We start from the raw sequence: 17,936 nt of genomic DNA, 5'->3' as shown, positions 1-17,936 counted from the left end.
TCGGCAACGGTTCACGCCTTGTTCTGGACGATTCGACGCCATGCTCACGCGCAAACAGCACGAACTCCTGATGTTCATCCACGAACGGATCAAGGAGACCGGCGTCTCCCCCTCGTTCGACGAGATGAAGGAGGCGCTCGATCTGGCGTCCAAATCGGGCATTCACCGGCTGATCACGGCGCTGGAGGAGCGCGGCTTCATCCGCCGTCTGGCGCACCGCGCCCGGGCGCTTGAGGTGACGAAACTGCCGGAACAGGCCACGGCCGGCGCACCGCGCGGCCGATCAGGCTTCACCCCCGGCGTGATCCAGGGCGGCGGACGACCACAGGGCGCCGAGGCCGCAAACGACACTCGCGAACTGTCCCTGATGGGCAAGATCGCCGCCGGCACGCCGATCGCCGCTATCGAACACGAGACCGCCCGCTATCCGGTGCCCGAGGCCATGCTGGGCGCGGGTGAGCATTACATGCTCGAGATCGAGGGCGACTCGATGATCGAGGCCGGCATTCTCGATGGCGACATGGTGGTCATCAAACGCGTCGACACTGCCTCCTCCGGCGAGATCGTCGTGGCCCTGGTCGAAGGCGGGGAAGCCACCCTCAAGCGGTTGCGCAAGAAGGGCGGCTCGATCGCGCTGGAGCCCGCCAACCGCAACTATGAGACCCGCATCTTCGGCCCCGATCAGGTCGAGGTTCAGGGCAAGCTGGTCGGTCTCATCCGCCGCTATCACTGACGCCAAAATCGAATGAGGCGTCGCCGAGCTTGCTCCACGGGCGGTCGCCGCGCACATCGGCCGCCCAGACGGCGCGCCAGCGGTTGGCCGCGGCGGGCCTTTCGCGCCATAGCTCGACCGCCCCACCCCGCGAATAGTCGGTTCCATCCAGAACCAGCCGGCCCGCGCATGACGGCGGCAAGGCCGTCACGGTCGCCCGGACGCTGACCACCGGCGCCGATCGGCACAGGGCCTCGACCTGCTCGGTGGACGGCGCCCGACGGCCCCACCACATCGCCAGGGGTCCCGCTCCGGCTTGGGCCGGGGCGCAGGAGAATCGCGTGCAGGTCCAGCCTTCGGGCGACCGCGCCGTCGGCGCCACGCCACGCCGCCGCGACCAGACGTCGACCGCGAACTGCCGCACCCCCGTACGCATCACCACGGCCTGACCGCTTACGACGAAGGCCGCGTTGGTGCCTCCGTCGCCGATCCACAGGTCCGGCGTGGGATCGCGCGGCCACAGCATGACCGCCGCCGCGAACGGCAGGCCCAGCCAGCGCAGCGGCCCCCGCCACAGGCAGCAGAACAGCACCCCGAGGAAGGCGATGGGCAGGACGAAGTCCGGCGCACTGGCCACCGTCCTCACAGCGCCCGGCAAGCCCGCCGTCCACTCCCCGATCGCCAGCATCAGCCCGGCCCCCTGCCCCGCCAGCCAGAGAAAGGGCGCGCCGACCCCCAACGGCTCCAGCACGGCCCCGAGCGCGAGGGCGGGCATGATGATGAAGTCAGACACCGGCGCCGTCGCCAGATTGGCCAGCAGGCCGTACATGGCCGTGCGGTTGAAATGTTGCATGGCGAACGGACCCGTCGCCGCGCCTGCGACCAGACTGGCCAGAATGGCGATCCCCAGCCAGGCCCCGGCGCGCTGCACGATCAGGATCGGCAATGGCGCCGAAATCTCGCGCGGCCTTGCCGGCCAGGCCTCGACCAGGGCCACCAGAGCGGCCGTCGCCGCGAACGACATCTGAAAGCCCGGCGTGACGATGGCCTCCGGCTGGAACAGCAGGACCACGAAGGCCGCGACCGCCAGCGCATGCATGGTGATGGCCTGGCGATCCAGCAGAACGGCCAGAAAGGCGATCGAGGCGGTGATCGCCGCCCGTTCGGCCGGCGCCGGCGAGCCGGAGATGACCAGATAGGTCGCGACCGCCCCCAATCCCGCCCAGGCCGCGACCTTCTTGCCGGAGACCCGCAGCGCCAGCCACGGCCAGGCCGCGACCAGCAAACGCACCAGAAAGAAGGCGAAGCCTCCGACCACCGCCATATGCAGGCCCGAGATCGACAGGATGTGCGCCAGGCCGGAATCGCGCATGACATCGACCTGCGCCGGGTCGAGCCAGGCCTCATGGCCCGTGGTCATGGCCGCGGCCACCCCCCCGGTGCGTTCGCCGAGCCGCCCCACGATCCGCTTGGCCAGATCATAGCGCAGGCCGTTGACCGCCATGGCCGCCCGCACGTTCCAGGGCGGCGGCGACAGGTATGCGGGCCGGGTCTCGCCGAGCGAAAAGGCCACGCCGCCCATGCTCTGGAAATATGCGTTGCGGCCGAAGTCGTAGGCTCCGGGGCTGGCGGGGGCCGGCGGAGGATTGATCAGGGCGAACAGCCGCACGGCCTGCCCCGGCTCGGGCGCCGCGCCCCGTACCGTGGCCCGCAGGCGGGTCGGCGTCTCTTCCGGCGTCAGACCCTGTATGCGGACCGGCGCGATCACCACCCGCGGCCCGACCGAACCCGGACTGTCGACATCGATAACCCAGCCCTCAACCACGGTGGGCCGGTCCATGGCGGGCGCGATCGGCGCCGCCACCGCATCGGTCCGCAGCTTGGCCACGGCGATCCCGAGCGCGAAACAGGCCAGCAGCATCAGGCCCAGCGTCCAGGCCCGCGCCAGCGCCAGAGGGCGGGCGCCAAACCACAGACCGGCGGCCATCGCCGCGCTCACCAGAAGTAGCCAGGCCGGCGGTTCTGACTTCAGGGCGAAATAGACGGCGCAGCCGCCGCCGAACGCCACCGGGGCCCACAGCCGCCAGCGCAGCGTCTGGTCGGCGACCTGCGCGCGGAGGAAATGTCGGGCCCGCGCCGCGAGGCTGGGATTTGCCCGCGCCGGCGCTATAACGCCCGCCATGACCTGCCCTTCAGACTCCAGGCCCCCTGTCGTCACGCGTTTCGCCCCTTCGCCCACGGGTTCCCTGCACATAGGAGGCGCCCGGACGGCGCTTTTCAACTATTTGTATGCAAAGGGACACAACGGGAAGTTTCTTGTTCGGGTCGAGGACACCGACCGTGAGCGCTCCACGGACGCCGCCGTGAAGGCCATTTTCGACGGTCTGAGCTGGCTGGAGCTGTTCGCCGACGAGGAGCCGGTGTTCCAGTACAGCCGCGCCGACCGTCACCGCGAGGTGGTCAATGAGCTGCTGGAGCGCGGCGCCGCCTATCGCGACTTCACCTCGGCCGAGGAGACGGGCCGTCTGCGCGACCTGGCCAAGGCCGAGCGGCGCACGTTCGAATCCCCATGGCGCGACCGCGAGCCAACCGTCGATGACCTGTCCCAGCCTCACGTGGTCCGGTTCCGACGGCCCCTCCCCGGTCAGGTGACGGTCGAGGACCAGGTGCAGGGAACGGTCAGCTGGGCCAATGACGATCTCGACGACCTGGTCCTGCTGCGCAGCGACGGCGCGCCGACCTACAATCTGGCCGTGGTGGTCGACGACCACGACATGGGGGTCACCCATGTGATCCGCGGCGACGACCACCTGAACAACGCCGCCCGCCAGAGCCTGATCTATGACGCCCTCGGCTGGACCCGGCCGAGCTTCGCCCACATCCCCCTGATCCACGGCCCGGACGGAGCCAAACTGTCCAAGCGGCACGGGGCCCAGGCCGTCCATGAATACGCCGAGATGGGCTATCTGCCCGAGGCCATGCGCAACTATCTGGCCCGACTGGGCTGGGCCCATGGCGACGACGAGCTGTTCAATGACGCCCAGGCGCTGGAGTGGTTCGACCTCACCGGCGTCGGCAAGGCCCCGGCCCGGCTGGACTTCGACAAACTGGCCCACGTCAACGCCCACTGGATCCGCCTCGCCGACGACGACCGGCTGGCCAAGATGACGCTGGATGTCCACCTGGGCCGCGGCCACGCCCTCGGTCCCGATGACGAGGCCCGGCTGTTGCGCGCCATGCCCTTCGTAAAGGACCGCGCGAAAACCATGCTGGAACTGGCCGACCAGACCGCCTTCGCCCTCAAGGTCCGGCCGCTGGCCATCTATGAGAAGGCCCTGCCGATGCTGAGCGGCGAATCAGGCGAGCGGATCGACCGCCTGCGCGACCGGCTCAAACTCTTCGCCAGCTGGGACGTTTTCGCCCTCGAGGCCGAGTTGAAGGTGTTCGCCGAGGAAGAGGCGGTCGGCTTCGGCAAGATCGGTCCGGCCGTACGGGCCGCCCTGACGGGCGATGGCGTCTCGCCCGACATCGCCAAGACCCTCGCCGCGCTCGGACGCGAAGAAAGCCTCGGGCGCTTGGATGATGCGCTGCAACAGACTATCTGACCTATCACACACCCTGCGACCGCCGCCTCCCCGCGCCAGACCGCAGACTGAACCAAGGGGCTGATATGACCGAACACGCCAAACCCGCCGGCACGGCGACCCTGACCTACGGCGACAGGACCGTGGACCTGCCGGTGCTTTCGGGATCAACCGGCCCTGATGTGATCGACATCCGCAAACTGTATGCGGCGACGGACGCCTTCACCTACGACCCGGGCTTCACCTCCACGGCGGCGTGCGAGAGCGCCCTGACCTTCATAGATGGCGACGTCGGCACCCTGCTGCACCGTGGCTATCCGATTGACCAGTTGGCGTCGAAGTCCAACTTCATCGAGGTCTGCCACCTGCTGCTGCACGGCGAACTGCCGACGGCCGCCGAGTACGAGGCCTTCGAGCGCAACATCACCACCCACACCATGCTGCACGCCCAGTTCGACCGCTTCTTCGAGGGCTTTCGCCGTGACGCCCACCCGATGTCGATCATGGTCGGGACCGTGGGGGCTCTGTCGGCCTTCTATCACGACAGCCTGGATATCCATGACCCGGTCCAGCGCAACATCTCGGCCATCCGTCTGGTCGCCAAGATGCCGACCATCGCGGCCCGCGCGTTCAAATATTCGATCGGCCAGCCCTTCGTGTCGCCGCGCAACGACCTGAACTACGCCGAGAATTTCCTGCGCATGTGTTTCGCGGTTCCGGCCGAGGACTATGTCGTCAATCCGGTGCTGGCCAAGGCCATGGACCGCATCTTCATCCTGCACGCCGACCACGAGCAGAACGCCTCGACCTCGACCGTCCGCCTGGCCGGTTCGTCGGGCGCCAATCCGTTCGCCTGTATCGCCGCCGGCATCGCCTGCCTGTGGGGCCCGTCGCACGGCGGCGCCAACGAGGAGGCGCTGAACATGCTCAAGGAGATCGGCACCCCGGACAAGATCCCGGAGTTTATCCAGGGCGTGAAGGACAAGAAATACAAGCTGATGGGCTTCGGCCACCGCGTGTACAAAAACTATGATCCACGCGCCAAGGTGATGAAGGAAAGCGCCGACGAGGTGCTGGCCGCCGTCGGCGATCCCAACGACCCCCTGTTCCAGGTCGCCAAGGAGCTGGAGCGGATCGCCCTGAACGACGAATATTTCATCGAGCGCAAACTGTTCCCGAACGTCGACTTCTATTCGGGCATCACCCTGTCGGCGATGGGTTTCCCGACCTCGATGTTCACCGTGCTGTTCTCGCTGGCCCGGACGGTCGGCTGGATCGCCCAGTGGCAGGAAATGATGGAAGACCCCGGCCAGAAAATCGGCCGCCCGCGCCAGCTCTACACGGGCCCGACCGAGCGGGATTACGTGCCGATCCAGTCGCGAGGCTGAGGCGAGCGTTCAGGGTCGAATCGACCAATACAATTCGACCACGACAAGCGCGACAATCGGACCACTACAACCGGGACAAGTCGCGACATGCGCGACATTCTGAGCGCCGGGGCCAGAGCCCCGGCGTTTTCGTTGAAACAGGGTCAGGCCGCGTCCACGGGCCGGTTCGTCGCCAGACGGAACAACCCGCCCGACACCAGCCACAGGGCGCCGAAGACGCTGGTCCCCATGACGACCTCATGGAGTCCGGCATTGCCCGGCGAACTCCATCCCCGGGCGAGCGCGATCGCGCCCACCGAAACCTGGGCGGCGGCGGCGGCGAACATGGCCCAGGCCATGCCCTTCGCCCTGAAGCCGGCGATCACCGAGCCGAGGACCGCGATGGCGATCACCCCGGCGAACATCAGGTTTGCGGGATTGTCCTCATTGCCGAGGAAGCCGACAGCGCCGTTGACCCAGACCAGCAGGAAGGCGGCCGCGACCGCCAGGCCGGCGCCGGTGCGATAGGCCAGACTGCCGGACGCCCTCACCACCAGTTCCAGAACCAGCCCGGCCCCGCCGAGAAGCGCGCCCGCGACGATGTAGTCGAACAGCGTCCAGGGCGCGCCCGTGACCAGCGGAAGCAGCAGGACGAGCGCGACACCCCCCCAGCCGATCAGCCGCCAGGGAAGTCCGCGCCGTCCGACGTCGGTGTTGTTGGTCATGTTGGTCTTTCCTGCTCATCCAGAAGGCCGCCTGTTAGGCTCCCGCGCCGGTGAGCGGCATGAGCAACTTGTGATCTTTCCCTGAAATGCAACGACCGCGCGGGATGGCGGATATTTCCGACCGGTTCGGCTACCGGCCCGCCTTGCCCGCGATCACCCGCAGCACCGCTTCCGCCGCGATTTCCGACGGGTCACGCCCCTCGCGGCCCATCAGGTCCAGCGCCGCCGCCTGACATTCGGCCTGCGTCCGCCGCGCCTCCGGATCGCCCAACAGCCGCCCCACCTCGGCCGCCACTTTTTCGGGCGTGGCGTCATTCTGGATCAGCTCGCGGGCGATTTCCTCGTCAGCGGCGTGGTTGAACAGGGTGGCGTATTTCCCTGTGAAGAACGGCTTCATGATCGCATAGCTGAGCGGCTGGAAGCGGTAGGCGATGACCGTCGGGGCCCCGGCCAGGGCGAGTTCCGTCGAAACGGTGCCGCTGGTGGCCAGGGCCACGGTGGCGGCGCGCATGGCGGCGTATTTCTGGTCCTCGCCGACCACATGGGCGCGGAACGGCCAGGTCGCGACCCGCCCCGTGACATCCGCCGCGACGGTTCCGGCGGCGACCACGACGATTTCCAGCGCAGGATCGGCGGCCTTCAGCCGGGCGATCGCGGCCTCATAGACAGGCGTCATCAAACGGATTTCGGACGGCCGGCTGCCGGGCAGGACGACCAGCAGGGGCGCCCCGGCTGCGATCCCCCGCTCCGCGCGGAACGCGGCCGGGTCGGCGCCGCTCATGTCGACGTGCAGCGCCTGTGACCCTACGACCGTCGTGGCCAGACCCTCGCGCTCGAACCACGGCGCGTCAAAGGCGTAGAGGGCCAGCAGGTGGTCGACCGCCGCCGCCAGCGTCTTCGCCCGTCCCGGCCGCGAGGCCCAGACCTGCGGCCCGACATATTTGATCAGCGGCACGCCCGGCAGGACCGTCCGCAGAGCCTTGGCCACCCGGATGGTGAAGCCCCAGCTGTCGATCAACACCACGGCGTCGGGCTTTTCGGCTGCGCCGAGCGCTACTGTGTCGGCGACCCGCCGCCTGACGATCCCATAGGCCTTCAGCCCCTCGATCCAGCCCAGCACCGACAGTTCGGCGATGTCAAAGGGGCTCTCTACCCCCTGCTCCGCCATGCGCGGTCCGCCGATGCCGACGAAGACTACATCCGCCCCCAGCCGCGCCTTCAGCGCCCCGGCCAGTCCGGCCCCCAGCGCGTCACCAGAGGCCTCGGCGGCGACCAGCATGATCTTCAGCGGGCGGCTCATCGGGCGTTTCCGGGCGCCTCGCCCCAGACGAACAGTCCCAGCCGGTCAGCAGCCTCGACCAGCCCGGTCTGATCGATCAGGATCAGCTTGCCGGCCACGCCGCCGACCCCGGCCAGCCCCGCCGCGGCGGCCATCTCGATGGTCCTGGCGCCGATCACCGGCATATCCACCCGCAAATCCTGGATGGGCTTGGGCGCCTTGCCGAGCACGCCCCTGCGGTCCGCCGCCGTGCCACGAAGGTCAGCCGGCAAGCCCGCGACACGGGCGAGCATGGCGTCCGTGCCCTCCTGGGCCTCGACCGCCAGAACCAGGCCCTCGCAGACGACGGCGCCCTGACCGATATCAAGTTCGCCCGCCTTTTCCGCGACGTACAGCGCCTTTCTTAGATCTGACAGCTGTAGTTCCGTTGGCTGGATCGCCCCCAGCGCCCCCTTCGGCAGCGTCTCTCCGCCCAGGATGTCGTCAGCGCCCTCGATGACGTAGCCCTCGGCCTCGAATACCGACAGGACCTTGCGCAGCAGGGCGTCGTCGCCCTTGGTCGCCGCCGCGATGATGGCGGGCAGAAGGGTTGCGCCCCTCAGATCGGGCTTCAGGGTCTTGAAGTCCGGACGGCTGACCGTGCCCGCGAAACAGACGGCGGTGCAGCCGGCCTTCTTCAACGCCGAAAGGGTCTTGCCGAATTCGGCTAACCCCGCCTCTATGCCCGGATAGCGGGCCAGATGGGTGTCGGCGTAGCCCGTCAGCCGCACCAGAAACACCGGCCGGCCCTCGGCCTCGCACCGCGCCGCCACCGACACCGGGAGCGCCCCACCGCCAGCGATCAGGCCCAGCTTGCTCATTCGCCCGGCAGACAAAGCGGACGTTTTCCGGGCTCGCGAATGAAGGCGGTGATCTCCATGATCTCAGGCAGGTCGACATATCCGGCCTCGACCGCGTCGAGCCGCTCGGCGAAGGTCCCGTCGCCCTCGAACAGATCGCGGTAGGCCGCCAGCAATCGACGGATGGCCGTCTTGTCATAGCCCTTGCGCTTCAGCCCGATCAGATTGAGCCCGTGCAGCCGCGCATGATTGCCCCAGGCCGAACCATACGGAATGACGTCGCGCGTAACGGCCGCGAGACCGCCGACGATGGCGCCCTGTCCGACCCGGCCGAACTGATGGATCGCCGCCAGTCCGCCCAGAAAGACCCGGTCGCCGATTTCCGTGTGTCCCCCGAGCGTCGCGTGATTGGCGAAGGTGACATTGTCGCCCACGACCGCATCATGGCCGACATGGGCGCCGGTCATGAACAGACAGCCCCTGCCGATACGGGTCAGCCCGCCGCCGACAGGAGTTCCCCGGTTGAAGGTGCTGTGCTCCCGGACAAGGCAGTCCTCGCCGATCTCGAGCCGCACCGTTTCACCCTTGTAGCCACCGTGCTGCGGATCGCCGCCGATGACGCAGAAGGGGTGGATCGCGGTCCGGGCTCCAACCGTGGTGTCCTGCTGGACCACGACATGGCTGAGCAGGCGTACATTCTCGCCCAGGGTCACGCCTGGTCCGACGACGCACCACGGCCCGACCTCGACTCCGTCGGCCAGAACAGCGCTGCTGTCGACCAGGGCTGTCGGGTGGATGCGGCTCACGACGCGGCCGACTTGTCGATGGTGACCATCATGGCCGCGAATTCAGCCTCGGACGCCAGTTTGCCGTCGATGAAGGTCTCGCCGCGGAATTTGAAGATGTCGCCGCGGATCTTCGTGACCACCACATTCATCCGCAGCTGGTCGCCGGGCCGGGCCGGCTTGCGGAAGCGGACGCCGTCGATGGACATGAACATGATCACCTTGCCCTCGACCGTGACGTTCATCGACCTGGACATCAGCAGGGCGCCGGTCTGGGCCATGGCCTCGATGATCATCACGCCGGGCATGACGGGATCGATCGGGAAATGCCCCGGAAAATAGGGCTCGTTGTGGGTGACGTTCTTGATGCCGGTGATCGAGGTGTTGGCGATGAAATCCTCGGCCTTGTCGACCAGCAGAAAGGGATAGCGGTGCGGCAGCCTGCGCATCACCTCGGCATAGTCGATCTTGCCGTCGTCGCTCATCCTGCGGCCTTCCTCGCCGTAAGCGCTAGGAACGCGCCTTTCCTGACGCCTGTTTGGCGAGCCAGACCGCTTCGCGCAAGGACTGTCGGATCGGTTTGGCCGGATAGCCCGACCAGGTCTCGCCGGCTGGAATATCGGCCAGAACCCCGGCTCCGCCCGCCACGCGGGCCCCTTCGCCGATGCGGATATGGTCGCCGATGCCCGCCTGGCCGCCGAAGATGACATTGTCTCCGACGATGCAGGAACCCGAAATGCCGGTATGGGCGGCCAACAGGCAATTCCGGCCGATGACGCAGTTGTGGGCGATCATGACCAGATTATCGATCTTGGTGTTCTCGCCGACGACAGTGTCGTCATAGGCGCCCCGATCGATGCAGGAGTTGGCTCCGACCGTGACGCCGTCCTGCAGGATCACACGACCCAGCTGGGGTACATCGACCGGACCGGTCTTCGAGCGCGCCGTGCCGAACCCCGCCTCGCCGATCCGTGCGCCGGACATCAGTCGGACCCGATCACCGACAAGGGCGAAACCGACGCTGACATTGTAGCCGATGACGCAGTCGCGGCCGATCTGGACGCCGGGACCGATGACGCTGTTGGCGCCGATACGCGTGCCCCGGCCGATGCGCGCGCCGGCGCCGATGACGACGCCGGGTTCGAACACGACGGCGCCGTCCTCGGCAGCCTCGTCGCGGTCGGCCGCGGAGAGCGGGATGGCCCGGTGAAAGGACTCGGACGCCCGCGCCCAGGCGGCCTGCGGCTCGCCGGAAACGATTATGGCGGCGCCTGCTGGCGCGGCCTCAAGCGCGGCGGCGGGCAGGATCACGCATCCGGCCCGGGTCTGGCCCAGGGCGGCGACGAATTTGCGATCGCCGAGAAAGGCGACGTCCCCGGCCCCGGCGGCCCCGAGGGGCGCGACGGCGGAGACCTGCCGGTCCCCGCCCCGCAGGACTTCGCCGCCGATCCGTTCGGCCAGCTCGGCGACGCTCAGCGCCGTCAGGCTGTCGAAGAAGCGCGGATCGGGCATGGCGGCCTTACTGCTGCAGTTGGGCCGGCACTTCGAGACGGTTGAAGGAAACCGACGGCAGGGCCGTGTTCAGGCGCTGGATGACGATGTCGGTCACGTCCATGGCCGGGTTTGAGATATAGACCGCCGAACGGTCCAGCATCAGGCCGCAGCCGCGCTCCTGATAGACGGCGACCAGGATGGGGTCGGCAGACTGGGCGATCGCGCGGATCTGCATCTGCTGGGTGTATTGCAGCTCGGCCTGACGGCGTTGCTCCAACTGCTGGGCTTCCTGGGCGCGCGCCTGCCAGGCGCGGGCACGCGTGCCGTCCGGATCGGCCGCCTGGCCGCCCTGCCGCAAGGCCTCGGCCTCGGTCTGGAGGGTGGCGCCGTAGGGGGCGAGTTCGCCCTGCACTTCGGTGACCAGCCGCTGCATGCCGGCCTGGACGGACTGACCGGCCGTCGACTGGGCCAGCAGCCGGTCGTTGTGGAAGACACAGACGCCGGGAAGGACCGGACCGGGGTTGGCCGGAGCGGCGGCTTGAGCCGCGGCGGAGCCGGCGGCTAGTGACGCGAGGGCGAAAACGCCGATTGCGAACAGTTTCATCGTGAACCTTTGATGCGGAAAAATCGCCCGCGCTAGAACTGGGTGGAGGTCGAGAAGCGGAACGTTTCTGTTTTGTCGTACTCTTGCTGGCCGATGATCTGGCTCAGGTCGAAGCGGATCGGACCCATCGGCGAACGCCAGTGAACGCTGACGCCGGCGGAGGCCCGCAGGGCAAGCTCATCGACGATGTTCGCGTTCGGCAAGCCGCCGGTCGTCGTCGTATAACGGTCATCGAGAACGCCCAGGGTGCCGACGTCGGTGAACACCGAGGTGCGGATGCCATACTCTTCCGGCAGACCGTTGGGGACGGTCATCTCCAGCGTGCCGATGACGTAAAAATTACCGCCCAGGGCGTCGTTGTTGGTGCCGGGCGTCAGGTCGCGCGGGCCGATACCGGCGGTCTCGAAGCCGCGGAAGCTGTTGCCGCCCTTGAAGAAGCGGTCGTTGATCCGGATCGGATCGCCGCCCCAGCCTGCGATATAGCCCACCGAGGCCGTGGCCGTGACGACCCAGTCCGGGGTGATGCCCCAATAGGCCGTAACGTCCGCCTCTGACTTGATGTAGTTCACATCGCCGCCGACGCCGGCGAAATCCTGGCGCAGGGTGCCCGTCCAGCCGCGCGTGGGCCGCACCGGGTCGTTCCGGCGGTCGACCAGCAGGGTGTAGCCGGCCGAGGAGTTCAGGAACGAACCGACCTGATCGCAAAGCGCATTGGCCCCGCCGCCGCCGTTGCAATACCCCTGCGGCACGATGATCTCGTCGCTCTTCAGGAAGTAGCGGGTGCTCAACAGGGTGTAGCCGTTCAGCGGATAGGACAGGCGCACGCCGCCGCCGGTAGAGCGGTAGTCGTACGAGGAATATTCGCTGAGGTCGTAACGCGAGTGGAAGGCGTCGAAGCCGGCGCGCAGGTCGCGTCCAAGGAATTTGGGCTCGGTGAAGCGGAAGTCGACCTGCTGGCGCAGCGAGCCCCATTCCACACGGGCGACGACGTTCTGGCCACGGCCGCGGAAATTGCGCTCGGTGATGCCCAGGTTGACCACGAAGGAGTCGACGGAGCTGAAACCGGCGCCGACAGAAAGCTCGCCGGTCGGCTGTTCGGTGACGGTGACATTGACCACGGACCGGTCGGGCGCCGTGCCGCGGGCCTCCTCGACGGTGACATCCTTGAAGAAGCCCAGGGCCCGCAGATTGTTGCGCGAACGCTCCAGCAGGGTGCGGTTGAAGGCGTCTCCTTCGGTCAGCATCATCTCGCGCCGGACGACATTGTCCAGCGTACGGGTGTTGCCGATAACGTTGATCCGGTCGACGTAGACCCTCTGGCCTTCCTTGACGTTGAACGTGACGTCGACGGTGTCGGTCTCGGGATTGGCGCGATAGGTCGGCTCGATTTCAACGAAGGCATAGCCCGCCGAGCCGGCCGCGAAGGTCAGGGCGTCGACCGCCGACTCGATCTTGTCGCTCTCGTACAGATCCCCGGTCCGGATCGGCAGCAGCAGCTTAAGGAAGTCTGGATTCAGACGGTCGTTCTCGGTGACGACATCGACCTCGCCGAAATTGTAGCGATCGCCCTCATCCACGGTCAGGGTGATGCCGAAGGCGCTGTCGTCCGGCGCCAGTTCGGAAATCGCCGACAGGACCCGGAAGTCGTAGTAGCCGCGGTTGGTGTAGAATTTCCGCAGCTGCTCCCGGTCGTAGTCCAGACGGTTGGGGTCGTAGTTGTCGTTGGTCGTGAACAGCCGGTACCAGGCCGACTGTTGCGTCACCATGACCTCGCGCAGGTCGCTGTCCGAATAGGCGCTGTTGCCAAGGAAGGTGATGGCGCGCACGCCGGTCTCCGGACCCTCGTTGATCTCGAACACCACGTCGACGCGGTTCTGGTCCAGCTGGACGATCTTGGGCGTGACGGTGGCCGAGATCCGGCCGGACAGGCGGTACAGTTCGACGATCTTGCCGACGTCTTCCTGGATCCGGGCGCGGGTGTAGATGCCGCGCGGCTTGAGCGTGACTTCCTCGCGCAGCTTGTCCTCGCTGACCGCGCCGTTACCCTCGAACACCACCTGGTTGATGATCGGGTTCTCGACGATCTCGACCACAAGGTCGCCGTTCGGCTGGACGCCCAACTGGACGTCGGCGAACAGCTGGGTGCGGGTCAGGGTGCGGACGGCGACGTCCAGCACCGCGGCATCGACCAGGTCGCCCGGCTGGATCGGCAGATAGGACAGGACTGTGGTCTGATCGATGCGCTGGTTGCCGCGCACCAGGATGCGATTGATCGTGACCCGTTGTTCCTGCGGAGGCGCCGGCTGGGCCGCTGCGGGCGGACCGGCCTCGACCGGCGCCGGCTGGATCACCGGTGCGGCCGGAGCCTGGCTTTGGGCCATGGCCGGACCGGCCAGCCCTGCGGCGACCGCAAGGGCCAGCAGGCTGGGGCTCAGGGCCCTGGCGAAACGAAGGGCGGACGCATCTTGTCGGATCATACGGGAAACCATCGGGGGCTGGCGTCGGCTCGTCATGCGAACCCGCCGAGGAATTTGAACAGGCTCAGCTTCTGCAGGTCGTTCCAAGTCGCGAACAACATCAATCCCGCCAGCAAAGCAAGACCGACACGGTAGCCAACCTCCTGAACGCGCGCGGGGACTGGCCTGCGGGCCACAGCTTCATAAGCGTAGAACAGCAGATGTCCCCCATCCAGAACCGGAATCGGCAGCAGATTAACAATGCCAATTCCGATCGAAACTATGGCGGCGAACTGAAGAAACGTCAGGGCGAGGTTGGCGGCCATGTAGCCCGGGTCCGGATTCGCCGCCACCGCCTGACGGGTGACCCCGCCGGCGGCCTTCGCGATTCCCAGAGGCCCGTTCAGCAGATCGCCGGATTCCTTGCCGCTGAAGATGCGGCCGAGATAGGTCGCGGTCGTTCCGACGGTGGTTCCGATCGTCTCGACGCCCTTGCCGGCTGCTTCGACCGGATTCAGGCGCCGGAAACGGAAGTCCTGCGGCAACGGCTGCATATCCAGCCCGATGCGGGCGATCCGCACCCGGCCGGCGAGTTCGTCCTCCACCAGCAGGCGTTCGGGCGTGGCCACCAGATTCACGACCTGCCCGCCCCGGTCCACCGTGAAGCGAACCGGGTCTCCCGCGCTCATGATCACGGTGCGGGTGACCTGGAGGCCCTCTTCGACCGGCCGGCCATTGACGGCTGTGATCAGGTCGCGCGGCTGGAAGCCGGCGACTGCGGCCGGGCTCCCGGGCACGACGGCGGCGACACGCGGGGCCGCGATCTGCTCGCCGACGACGCTGAACAGAACGGTGAACAGCACCATGGCCAGCAGGAAATTGGCCGCCGGGCCGGCCGCGACGATCAGGGCGCGCTGCCAGATCGGCTTGAAATGGAAATAGTCGCGCTCGGCGCCCGGGCCGTTCTCGGCGATCACCCGCTGCCTCAGCTCAGCCAGACCCGCCTGGTCCGGCACGCTGGAGGCGTCCAGATCGCCCGAGAATTTGACGTAGCCGCCCAGCGGCAGCCAGGCCAGCCGCCACTCCGTGCGGTGCTTGTCGGTGCGGGCGACGATGGTCTTTCCGAAACCGACGGAGAACCGGTCGATCTTCACGCCGAAGGCGCGCGCGACGAGAAAATGGCCGAGCTCATGGATGGTGACGATAAAGGTCAGCACCAGCAGGAAGGGTACGATGTAGAGCAGCGCCTGACCGAGAAAGCCCGTCATGCCGTTATCGGTCCCTCCGTCATTCAGGCCGCCGCCGCGATGCCATGGATTATGGATTCCGCCATCCGTCGCGCCTGCGCATCCACGGCCAGGGCCGCGTCGCAGGCGCTTTCGGAACCGGAATCCACCCCCGAGGCCGTCACGCGCGACAAGGTGTCGGCGACGACTGCGGCAATATTGAGAAAGCCGAGTCGACGGTCAAGGAAGGCCAGGGCCGCAACCTCATTGGCGGCATTGAACACGATGGGCGCCGCGCCGCCCGCCTGTAACGCCTGTCGCGCGAGTTTCAGGGCCGGGAACCGCTCGTCGTTCGGAGCTTCGAATGTCAATTGACCGAGGGCCGCGAGGTCCAGCTGCGGCGCATTCCAGGCGATCCGGTCGGGCCAGGCGAGGGCGTAGGCGATCGGCGTCTTCATGTCCGGCGGGCCCATCTGGGCCAGGGTCGAGCCGTCGACATACTCCACCAGGCTGTGGACGATGGACTCCGGATGAACCACCACGCCGATCCGCTCGGCCGGCATATCGAACAGATAGGCCGCCTCGATCATCTCCAGCCCCTTGTTGGCCATGGTGGCGCTGTCGACCGATATCTTGGCCCCCATGCTCCAGTTCGGATGGGCGACGGCCTGTTCGGGCGTGATCGACTTCAGCGCCTCGAGCGGCGCATTGCGGAACGGTCCGCCCGAGGCGGTCAGGACCAGTCTTGCGACCCGCTCCGGCGCCTCGTGCGGAAAGACCTGATGGATGGCCGAGTGTTCGGAATCGACCGGCAGCAGCCGGCCGCCTGATCGCCGGACCCGTTCAATCAGGGCCGGGCCGCAGCAGACCAGGCTTTCCTTGTTGGCCAGGGCCAGGGTCGCGCCGGTCGCAGCGGCCGCCCAGGCCGAGCGCAGTCCCGCCGCGCCGACGATGGCGGCCATGATCCAGTCTGCGGGCCGGGCCGCGGCCTCGATCACCGCCTGATCGCCCGCGGCGGTCTCAATCCCGGTTCCGGCCAGCGCCGCCCGCAACTCGTCCAGCCGGGCCGGATCGGCCGTAACCGCCAGCTTTGGCTTCCAGCGCCGCGCCTGTTCGGCCAGTCGGGCGATATTGGCGCCGCCGGTCAGGGCCTCGACCTCGAACACGCCGGTTCCGGCAGTCTCGGCCTGATCCATCAAATCCAGCGTCGAACAGCCGACCGAGCCCGTCGCGCCCAGCACCGTCACCCGCCGCCGGATCATGCGGCCCCGCCCGTCAGGCCGACGATCAGCCGGCCGCAGGCCACCACCACGACGGCGAACATCAGTCCGTCCACCCGGTCGAGCAGACCTCCGTGGCCGGGGATCAGCTTGCCCGCGTCCTTGACCCCATAACGTCGCTTCAGCGCTGACTCCCAAAGGTCGCCGGCCATGGTGGCCAGTGCAGCGGCCAACCCCAGGGCCGCGCCCCAGTAGGCGCCGATGCCCATGTCGAGAAAGGTCCCCAGGGCAGCGCCTGCGATTGTGCCGGCTCCCAGGCCGCCGATGAAGCCGGACCATGTCTTGTTGGGCGAGAAGCGCGGCCACAGCTTGGGTCCGCCGACCAGACTGCCGACCAGATAGGCCATGATGTCCGACGCCCAGGCGATGGCGAAGGCGGACACCGTCCAGGCCAGACCGCTCGGGGTGTCGACGTCCCGCAACCAGATCAGCAGCACCGCCGGCCAGCCGAGGTAGAGCACGCCATAGGCGGCATCCAGCGCCTCCTGCCCGCGGTTGCGCGCGAACAGACCGGCCGCCACCGCGCCGAACACCAGCATGACGAGGGCCAGCGAAAGCTGCCCGGCGTGCGCCGCCACCACACCGGCGACGAGGCCGAAAGCGACGGCCCCCGCCATCACCCGCCAGGCCTTGGCCGCGCTCATCATCGCCCATTCGACAGCCAGCAGGGCGCAGGCCAGCAGCATCAGCGCCAGGAACCACAGGCCGCCGGCCCAGATGGCCAGAACCGCGGCGGGCGCCAGCACGACGGCCGATGCGGCCCTCAGGCCTATGTCGCGGGCCCGAAACGCCATCAGCCGGCCGCAAGGGCGGGCGCAGCGGCCTCGGCTGGCGCAGCCCGGCCGCCGAAGCGGCGGTCCCGGTTGCGGTATTGTTCGATCACGTCGGCCAGTCCCTCGGCGCCATAGTCCGGCCAGAGCACATTCTGATAGACCAGTTCGGCGTAGGCGGCCTCCCACAGCAGGAAGTTCGACAGCCGCTGCTCGCCCGAGGTGCGCACGATCACATCGACCGGCGGCGCGCCCGCGGTGGACAGGCCCCGCTCCAACGATTCCTCGTCGAGCCGGCCGGTCGCTCGTCCGGCCAACACGTCGTCGACATGGCGCTGGGCCGCATCGACGATGTCGGCCCGGCCGCCATAGTTGAAGGCGACCTGAAGCAGGAATTTGTCGTTGTGGGCCGTACTTGCCTCGGCCCGTTCGATGATTGCGATGATGTCGTCAGGCAGCCCCGCGCGACGGCCCAGCACCCGGACCCGCACACCCGCGCGCTCCAGCCGCCTCAGATCGCTGGCGACATAGGATCGAACCAGCCCCATCAGGTCTGACACCTCCTCCGCCGGCCGGCTCCAGTTCTCGGTCGAAAAGCCGAACACCGTCAGGCAGCGGATTCCGAATCGGGGCGCGGCCTCCACCGTCCGCTTCAGCGCCTGCACGCCCTCGCGGTGGCCCATGGCGCGCGGCAAGCCACGCGCCTCGGCCCAGCGTCCGTTGCCGTCCATGATCAGGGCGACATGCCTGGGATCGCCGGGGCGTGATCCGTCAGTCGGCGCAGTGTGAAGGGGTTCGGCGGGCATGCGGGGCGT

At 67.8% G+C, this 17,936-nt stretch carries 16 protein-coding genes; 3 read left to right on the top strand and 13 right to left on the bottom strand.

The window, feature by feature from the left end:
- Positions 1-40 precede the first annotated feature (40 nt).
- On the top strand, positions 41-733 hold the full coding sequence (gene lexA / locus ACTIEW_RS09580; protein ID WP_439477685.1) for a transcriptional repressor LexA: 693 nt from the start codon (positions 41-43) through the stop codon (positions 731-733).
- Here the strand turns inward: lexA and ACTIEW_RS09575 are convergent.
- Positions 714-2,894: a ComEC/Rec2 family competence protein gene (locus tag ACTIEW_RS09575; protein ID WP_439477684.1), complete on the bottom strand. Its 2,181-nt coding sequence runs from the start codon at positions 2,892-2,894 to the stop codon at positions 714-716. The genes lexA and ACTIEW_RS09575 overlap by 20 nt on opposite strands.
- On the opposite strand from ACTIEW_RS09575, the gene gltX reads away from it, so the two are divergent.
- Together gltX and gltA are read left to right on the top strand one after the other, a co-directional pair.
- A complete protein-coding gene (gene gltX, locus ACTIEW_RS09570; RefSeq protein ID WP_439477683.1) occupies positions 2,893-4,317 on the top strand; it encodes a glutamate--tRNA ligase in 1,425 nt (474 codons plus the stop codon). The genes ACTIEW_RS09575 and gltX overlap by 2 nt on opposite strands.
- 65 nt (positions 4,318-4,382) lie before the next feature.
- The gene (gltA, locus tag ACTIEW_RS09565) at positions 4,383-5,684 is read left to right on the top strand and encodes a citrate synthase (protein WP_439477682.1); all 1,302 of its coding nucleotides are present in this window, start codon (positions 4,383-4,385) and stop codon (positions 5,682-5,684) included.
- A gap of 143 nt (positions 5,685-5,827) precedes the next feature.
- On the opposite strand, the gene ACTIEW_RS09560 is transcribed toward gltA, so the two are convergent.
- From ACTIEW_RS09560 to uppS, 12 genes are all read right to left on the bottom strand, one after another.
- Positions 5,828-6,388 carry a hypothetical protein gene (locus ACTIEW_RS09560; RefSeq protein ID WP_439477681.1) on the bottom strand — a complete coding sequence of 187 codons (561 nt, stop codon included), beginning with the start codon at positions 6,386-6,388 and terminating at the stop codon, positions 5,828-5,830.
- Between the two features lie 130 nt (positions 6,389-6,518).
- Positions 6,519-7,688 (bottom strand): lipid-A-disaccharide synthase, encoded by a 1,170-nt coding sequence (gene lpxB, locus ACTIEW_RS09555; protein WP_439477680.1) that lies wholly within the window; start codon positions 7,686-7,688, stop codon positions 6,519-6,521.
- Positions 7,685-8,527, bottom strand: coding sequence for a UDP-2,3-diacylglucosamine diphosphatase (gene lpxI, locus ACTIEW_RS09550; protein ID WP_439477679.1), 843 nt, complete (start codon positions 8,525-8,527; stop codon positions 7,685-7,687). The genes lpxB and lpxI overlap by 4 nt, the downstream gene beginning before the upstream one ends.
- On the bottom strand, positions 8,524-9,312 hold the full coding sequence (lpxA, locus tag ACTIEW_RS09545) for an acyl-ACP--UDP-N-acetylglucosamine O-acyltransferase (protein ID WP_439477678.1): 789 nt from the start codon (positions 9,310-9,312) through the stop codon (positions 8,524-8,526). The genes lpxI and lpxA overlap by 4 nt, the downstream gene beginning before the upstream one ends.
- Complete coding sequence (gene fabZ / locus ACTIEW_RS09540) at positions 9,309-9,776, bottom strand: 3-hydroxyacyl-ACP dehydratase FabZ (RefSeq protein ID WP_439477677.1); 468 nt, start codon at positions 9,774-9,776, stop codon at positions 9,309-9,311. The genes lpxA and fabZ overlap by 4 nt, the downstream gene beginning before the upstream one ends.
- A 25-nt stretch (positions 9,777-9,801) precedes the next feature.
- Positions 9,802-10,803: a UDP-3-O-(3-hydroxymyristoyl)glucosamine N-acyltransferase gene (lpxD, locus tag ACTIEW_RS09535; protein WP_439477676.1), complete on the bottom strand. Its 1,002-nt coding sequence runs from the start codon at positions 10,801-10,803 to the stop codon at positions 9,802-9,804.
- A 7-nt stretch (positions 10,804-10,810) separates the two neighbouring features.
- Positions 10,811-11,389 carry an OmpH family outer membrane protein gene (locus ACTIEW_RS09530; RefSeq protein ID WP_439477675.1) on the bottom strand — a complete coding sequence of 193 codons (579 nt, stop codon included), beginning with the start codon at positions 11,387-11,389 and terminating at the stop codon, positions 10,811-10,813.
- A 32-nt stretch (positions 11,390-11,421) separates the two neighbouring features.
- Positions 11,422-13,866, bottom strand: coding sequence for an outer membrane protein assembly factor BamA (bamA, locus tag ACTIEW_RS09525; protein ID WP_439477674.1), 2,445 nt, complete (start codon positions 13,864-13,866; stop codon positions 11,422-11,424).
- A gap of 32 nt (positions 13,867-13,898) precedes the next feature.
- On the bottom strand, positions 13,899-15,113 hold the full coding sequence (locus tag ACTIEW_RS09520) for a M50 family metallopeptidase (RefSeq protein WP_439477673.1): 1,215 nt from the start codon (positions 15,111-15,113) through the stop codon (positions 13,899-13,901).
- 23 nt (positions 15,114-15,136) lie between these two features.
- On the bottom strand, positions 15,137-16,333 hold the full coding sequence (gene dxr, locus ACTIEW_RS09515) for a 1-deoxy-D-xylulose-5-phosphate reductoisomerase (protein ID WP_439477672.1): 1,197 nt from the start codon (positions 16,331-16,333) through the stop codon (positions 15,137-15,139).
- Positions 16,330-17,145, bottom strand: a complete 816-nt coding sequence (locus ACTIEW_RS09510) for a phosphatidate cytidylyltransferase (RefSeq protein ID WP_439477671.1) — start codon at positions 17,143-17,145, stop codon at positions 16,330-16,332. Before ACTIEW_RS09510 ends, dxr begins: the two co-directional genes overlap by 4 nt.
- Positions 17,145-17,927 (bottom strand): polyprenyl diphosphate synthase, encoded by a 783-nt coding sequence (gene uppS, locus ACTIEW_RS09505; protein ID WP_439477670.1) that lies wholly within the window; start codon positions 17,925-17,927, stop codon positions 17,145-17,147. Before uppS ends, ACTIEW_RS09510 begins: the two co-directional genes overlap by 1 nt.
- Positions 17,928-17,936 lie beyond the last annotated feature (9 nt).

The organism is Brevundimonas sp. (assembly GCF_051860745.1).
Taxonomy (GTDB): Bacteria; Pseudomonadota; Alphaproteobacteria; order Caulobacterales; family Caulobacteraceae; genus Brevundimonas.
This window is presented reverse-complemented; position numbering and strand designations above follow the sequence as displayed.

What these genes read in the sequence shown, in the direction of transcription:
- lpxD (WP_439477676.1), bottom strand. Translation starts at nt 10,803, where the DNA reads ATGCCCGATCCGCGCTTCTTCGACAGCCTGACGGCGCTGAGCGTCGCC.
- lexA (WP_439477685.1), top strand. Translation starts at nt 41, where the DNA reads ATGCTCACGCGCAAACAGCACGAACTCCTGATGTTCATCCACGAACGG.
- ACTIEW_RS09520 (WP_439477673.1), bottom strand. Translation starts at nt 15,113, where the DNA reads ATGACGGGCTTTCTCGGTCAGGCGCTGCTCTACATCGTACCCTTCCTG.
- gltX (WP_439477683.1), top strand. Translation starts at nt 2,893, where the DNA reads ATGACCTGCCCTTCAGACTCCAGGCCCCCTGTCGTCACGCGTTTCGCC.
- ACTIEW_RS09510 (WP_439477671.1), bottom strand. Translation starts at nt 17,145, where the DNA reads ATGGCGTTTCGGGCCCGCGACATAGGCCTGAGGGCCGCATCGGCCGTC.
- fabZ (WP_439477677.1), bottom strand. Translation starts at nt 9,776, where the DNA reads ATGAGCGACGACGGCAAGATCGACTATGCCGAGGTGATGCGCAGGCTG.
- uppS (WP_439477670.1), bottom strand. Translation starts at nt 17,927, where the DNA reads ATGCCCGCCGAACCCCTTCACACTGCGCCGACTGACGGATCACGCCCC.
- lpxB (WP_439477680.1), bottom strand. Translation starts at nt 7,688, where the DNA reads ATGAGCCGCCCGCTGAAGATCATGCTGGTCGCCGCCGAGGCCTCTGGT.
- ACTIEW_RS09530 (WP_439477675.1), bottom strand. Translation starts at nt 11,389, where the DNA reads ATGAAACTGTTCGCAATCGGCGTTTTCGCCCTCGCGTCACTAGCCGCC.
- lpxI (WP_439477679.1), bottom strand. Translation starts at nt 8,527, where the DNA reads ATGAGCAAGCTGGGCCTGATCGCTGGCGGTGGGGCGCTCCCGGTGTCG.
- gltA (WP_439477682.1), top strand. Translation starts at nt 4,383, where the DNA reads ATGACCGAACACGCCAAACCCGCCGGCACGGCGACCCTGACCTACGGC.
- bamA (WP_439477674.1), bottom strand. Translation starts at nt 13,866, where the DNA reads ATGATCCGACAAGATGCGTCCGCCCTTCGTTTCGCCAGGGCCCTGAGC.
- ACTIEW_RS09575 (WP_439477684.1), bottom strand. Translation starts at nt 2,894, where the DNA reads ATGGCGGGCGTTATAGCGCCGGCGCGGGCAAATCCCAGCCTCGCGGCG.
- dxr (WP_439477672.1), bottom strand. Translation starts at nt 16,333, where the DNA reads ATGATCCGGCGGCGGGTGACGGTGCTGGGCGCGACGGGCTCGGTCGGC.
- ACTIEW_RS09560 (WP_439477681.1), bottom strand. Translation starts at nt 6,388, where the DNA reads ATGACCAACAACACCGACGTCGGACGGCGCGGACTTCCCTGGCGGCTG.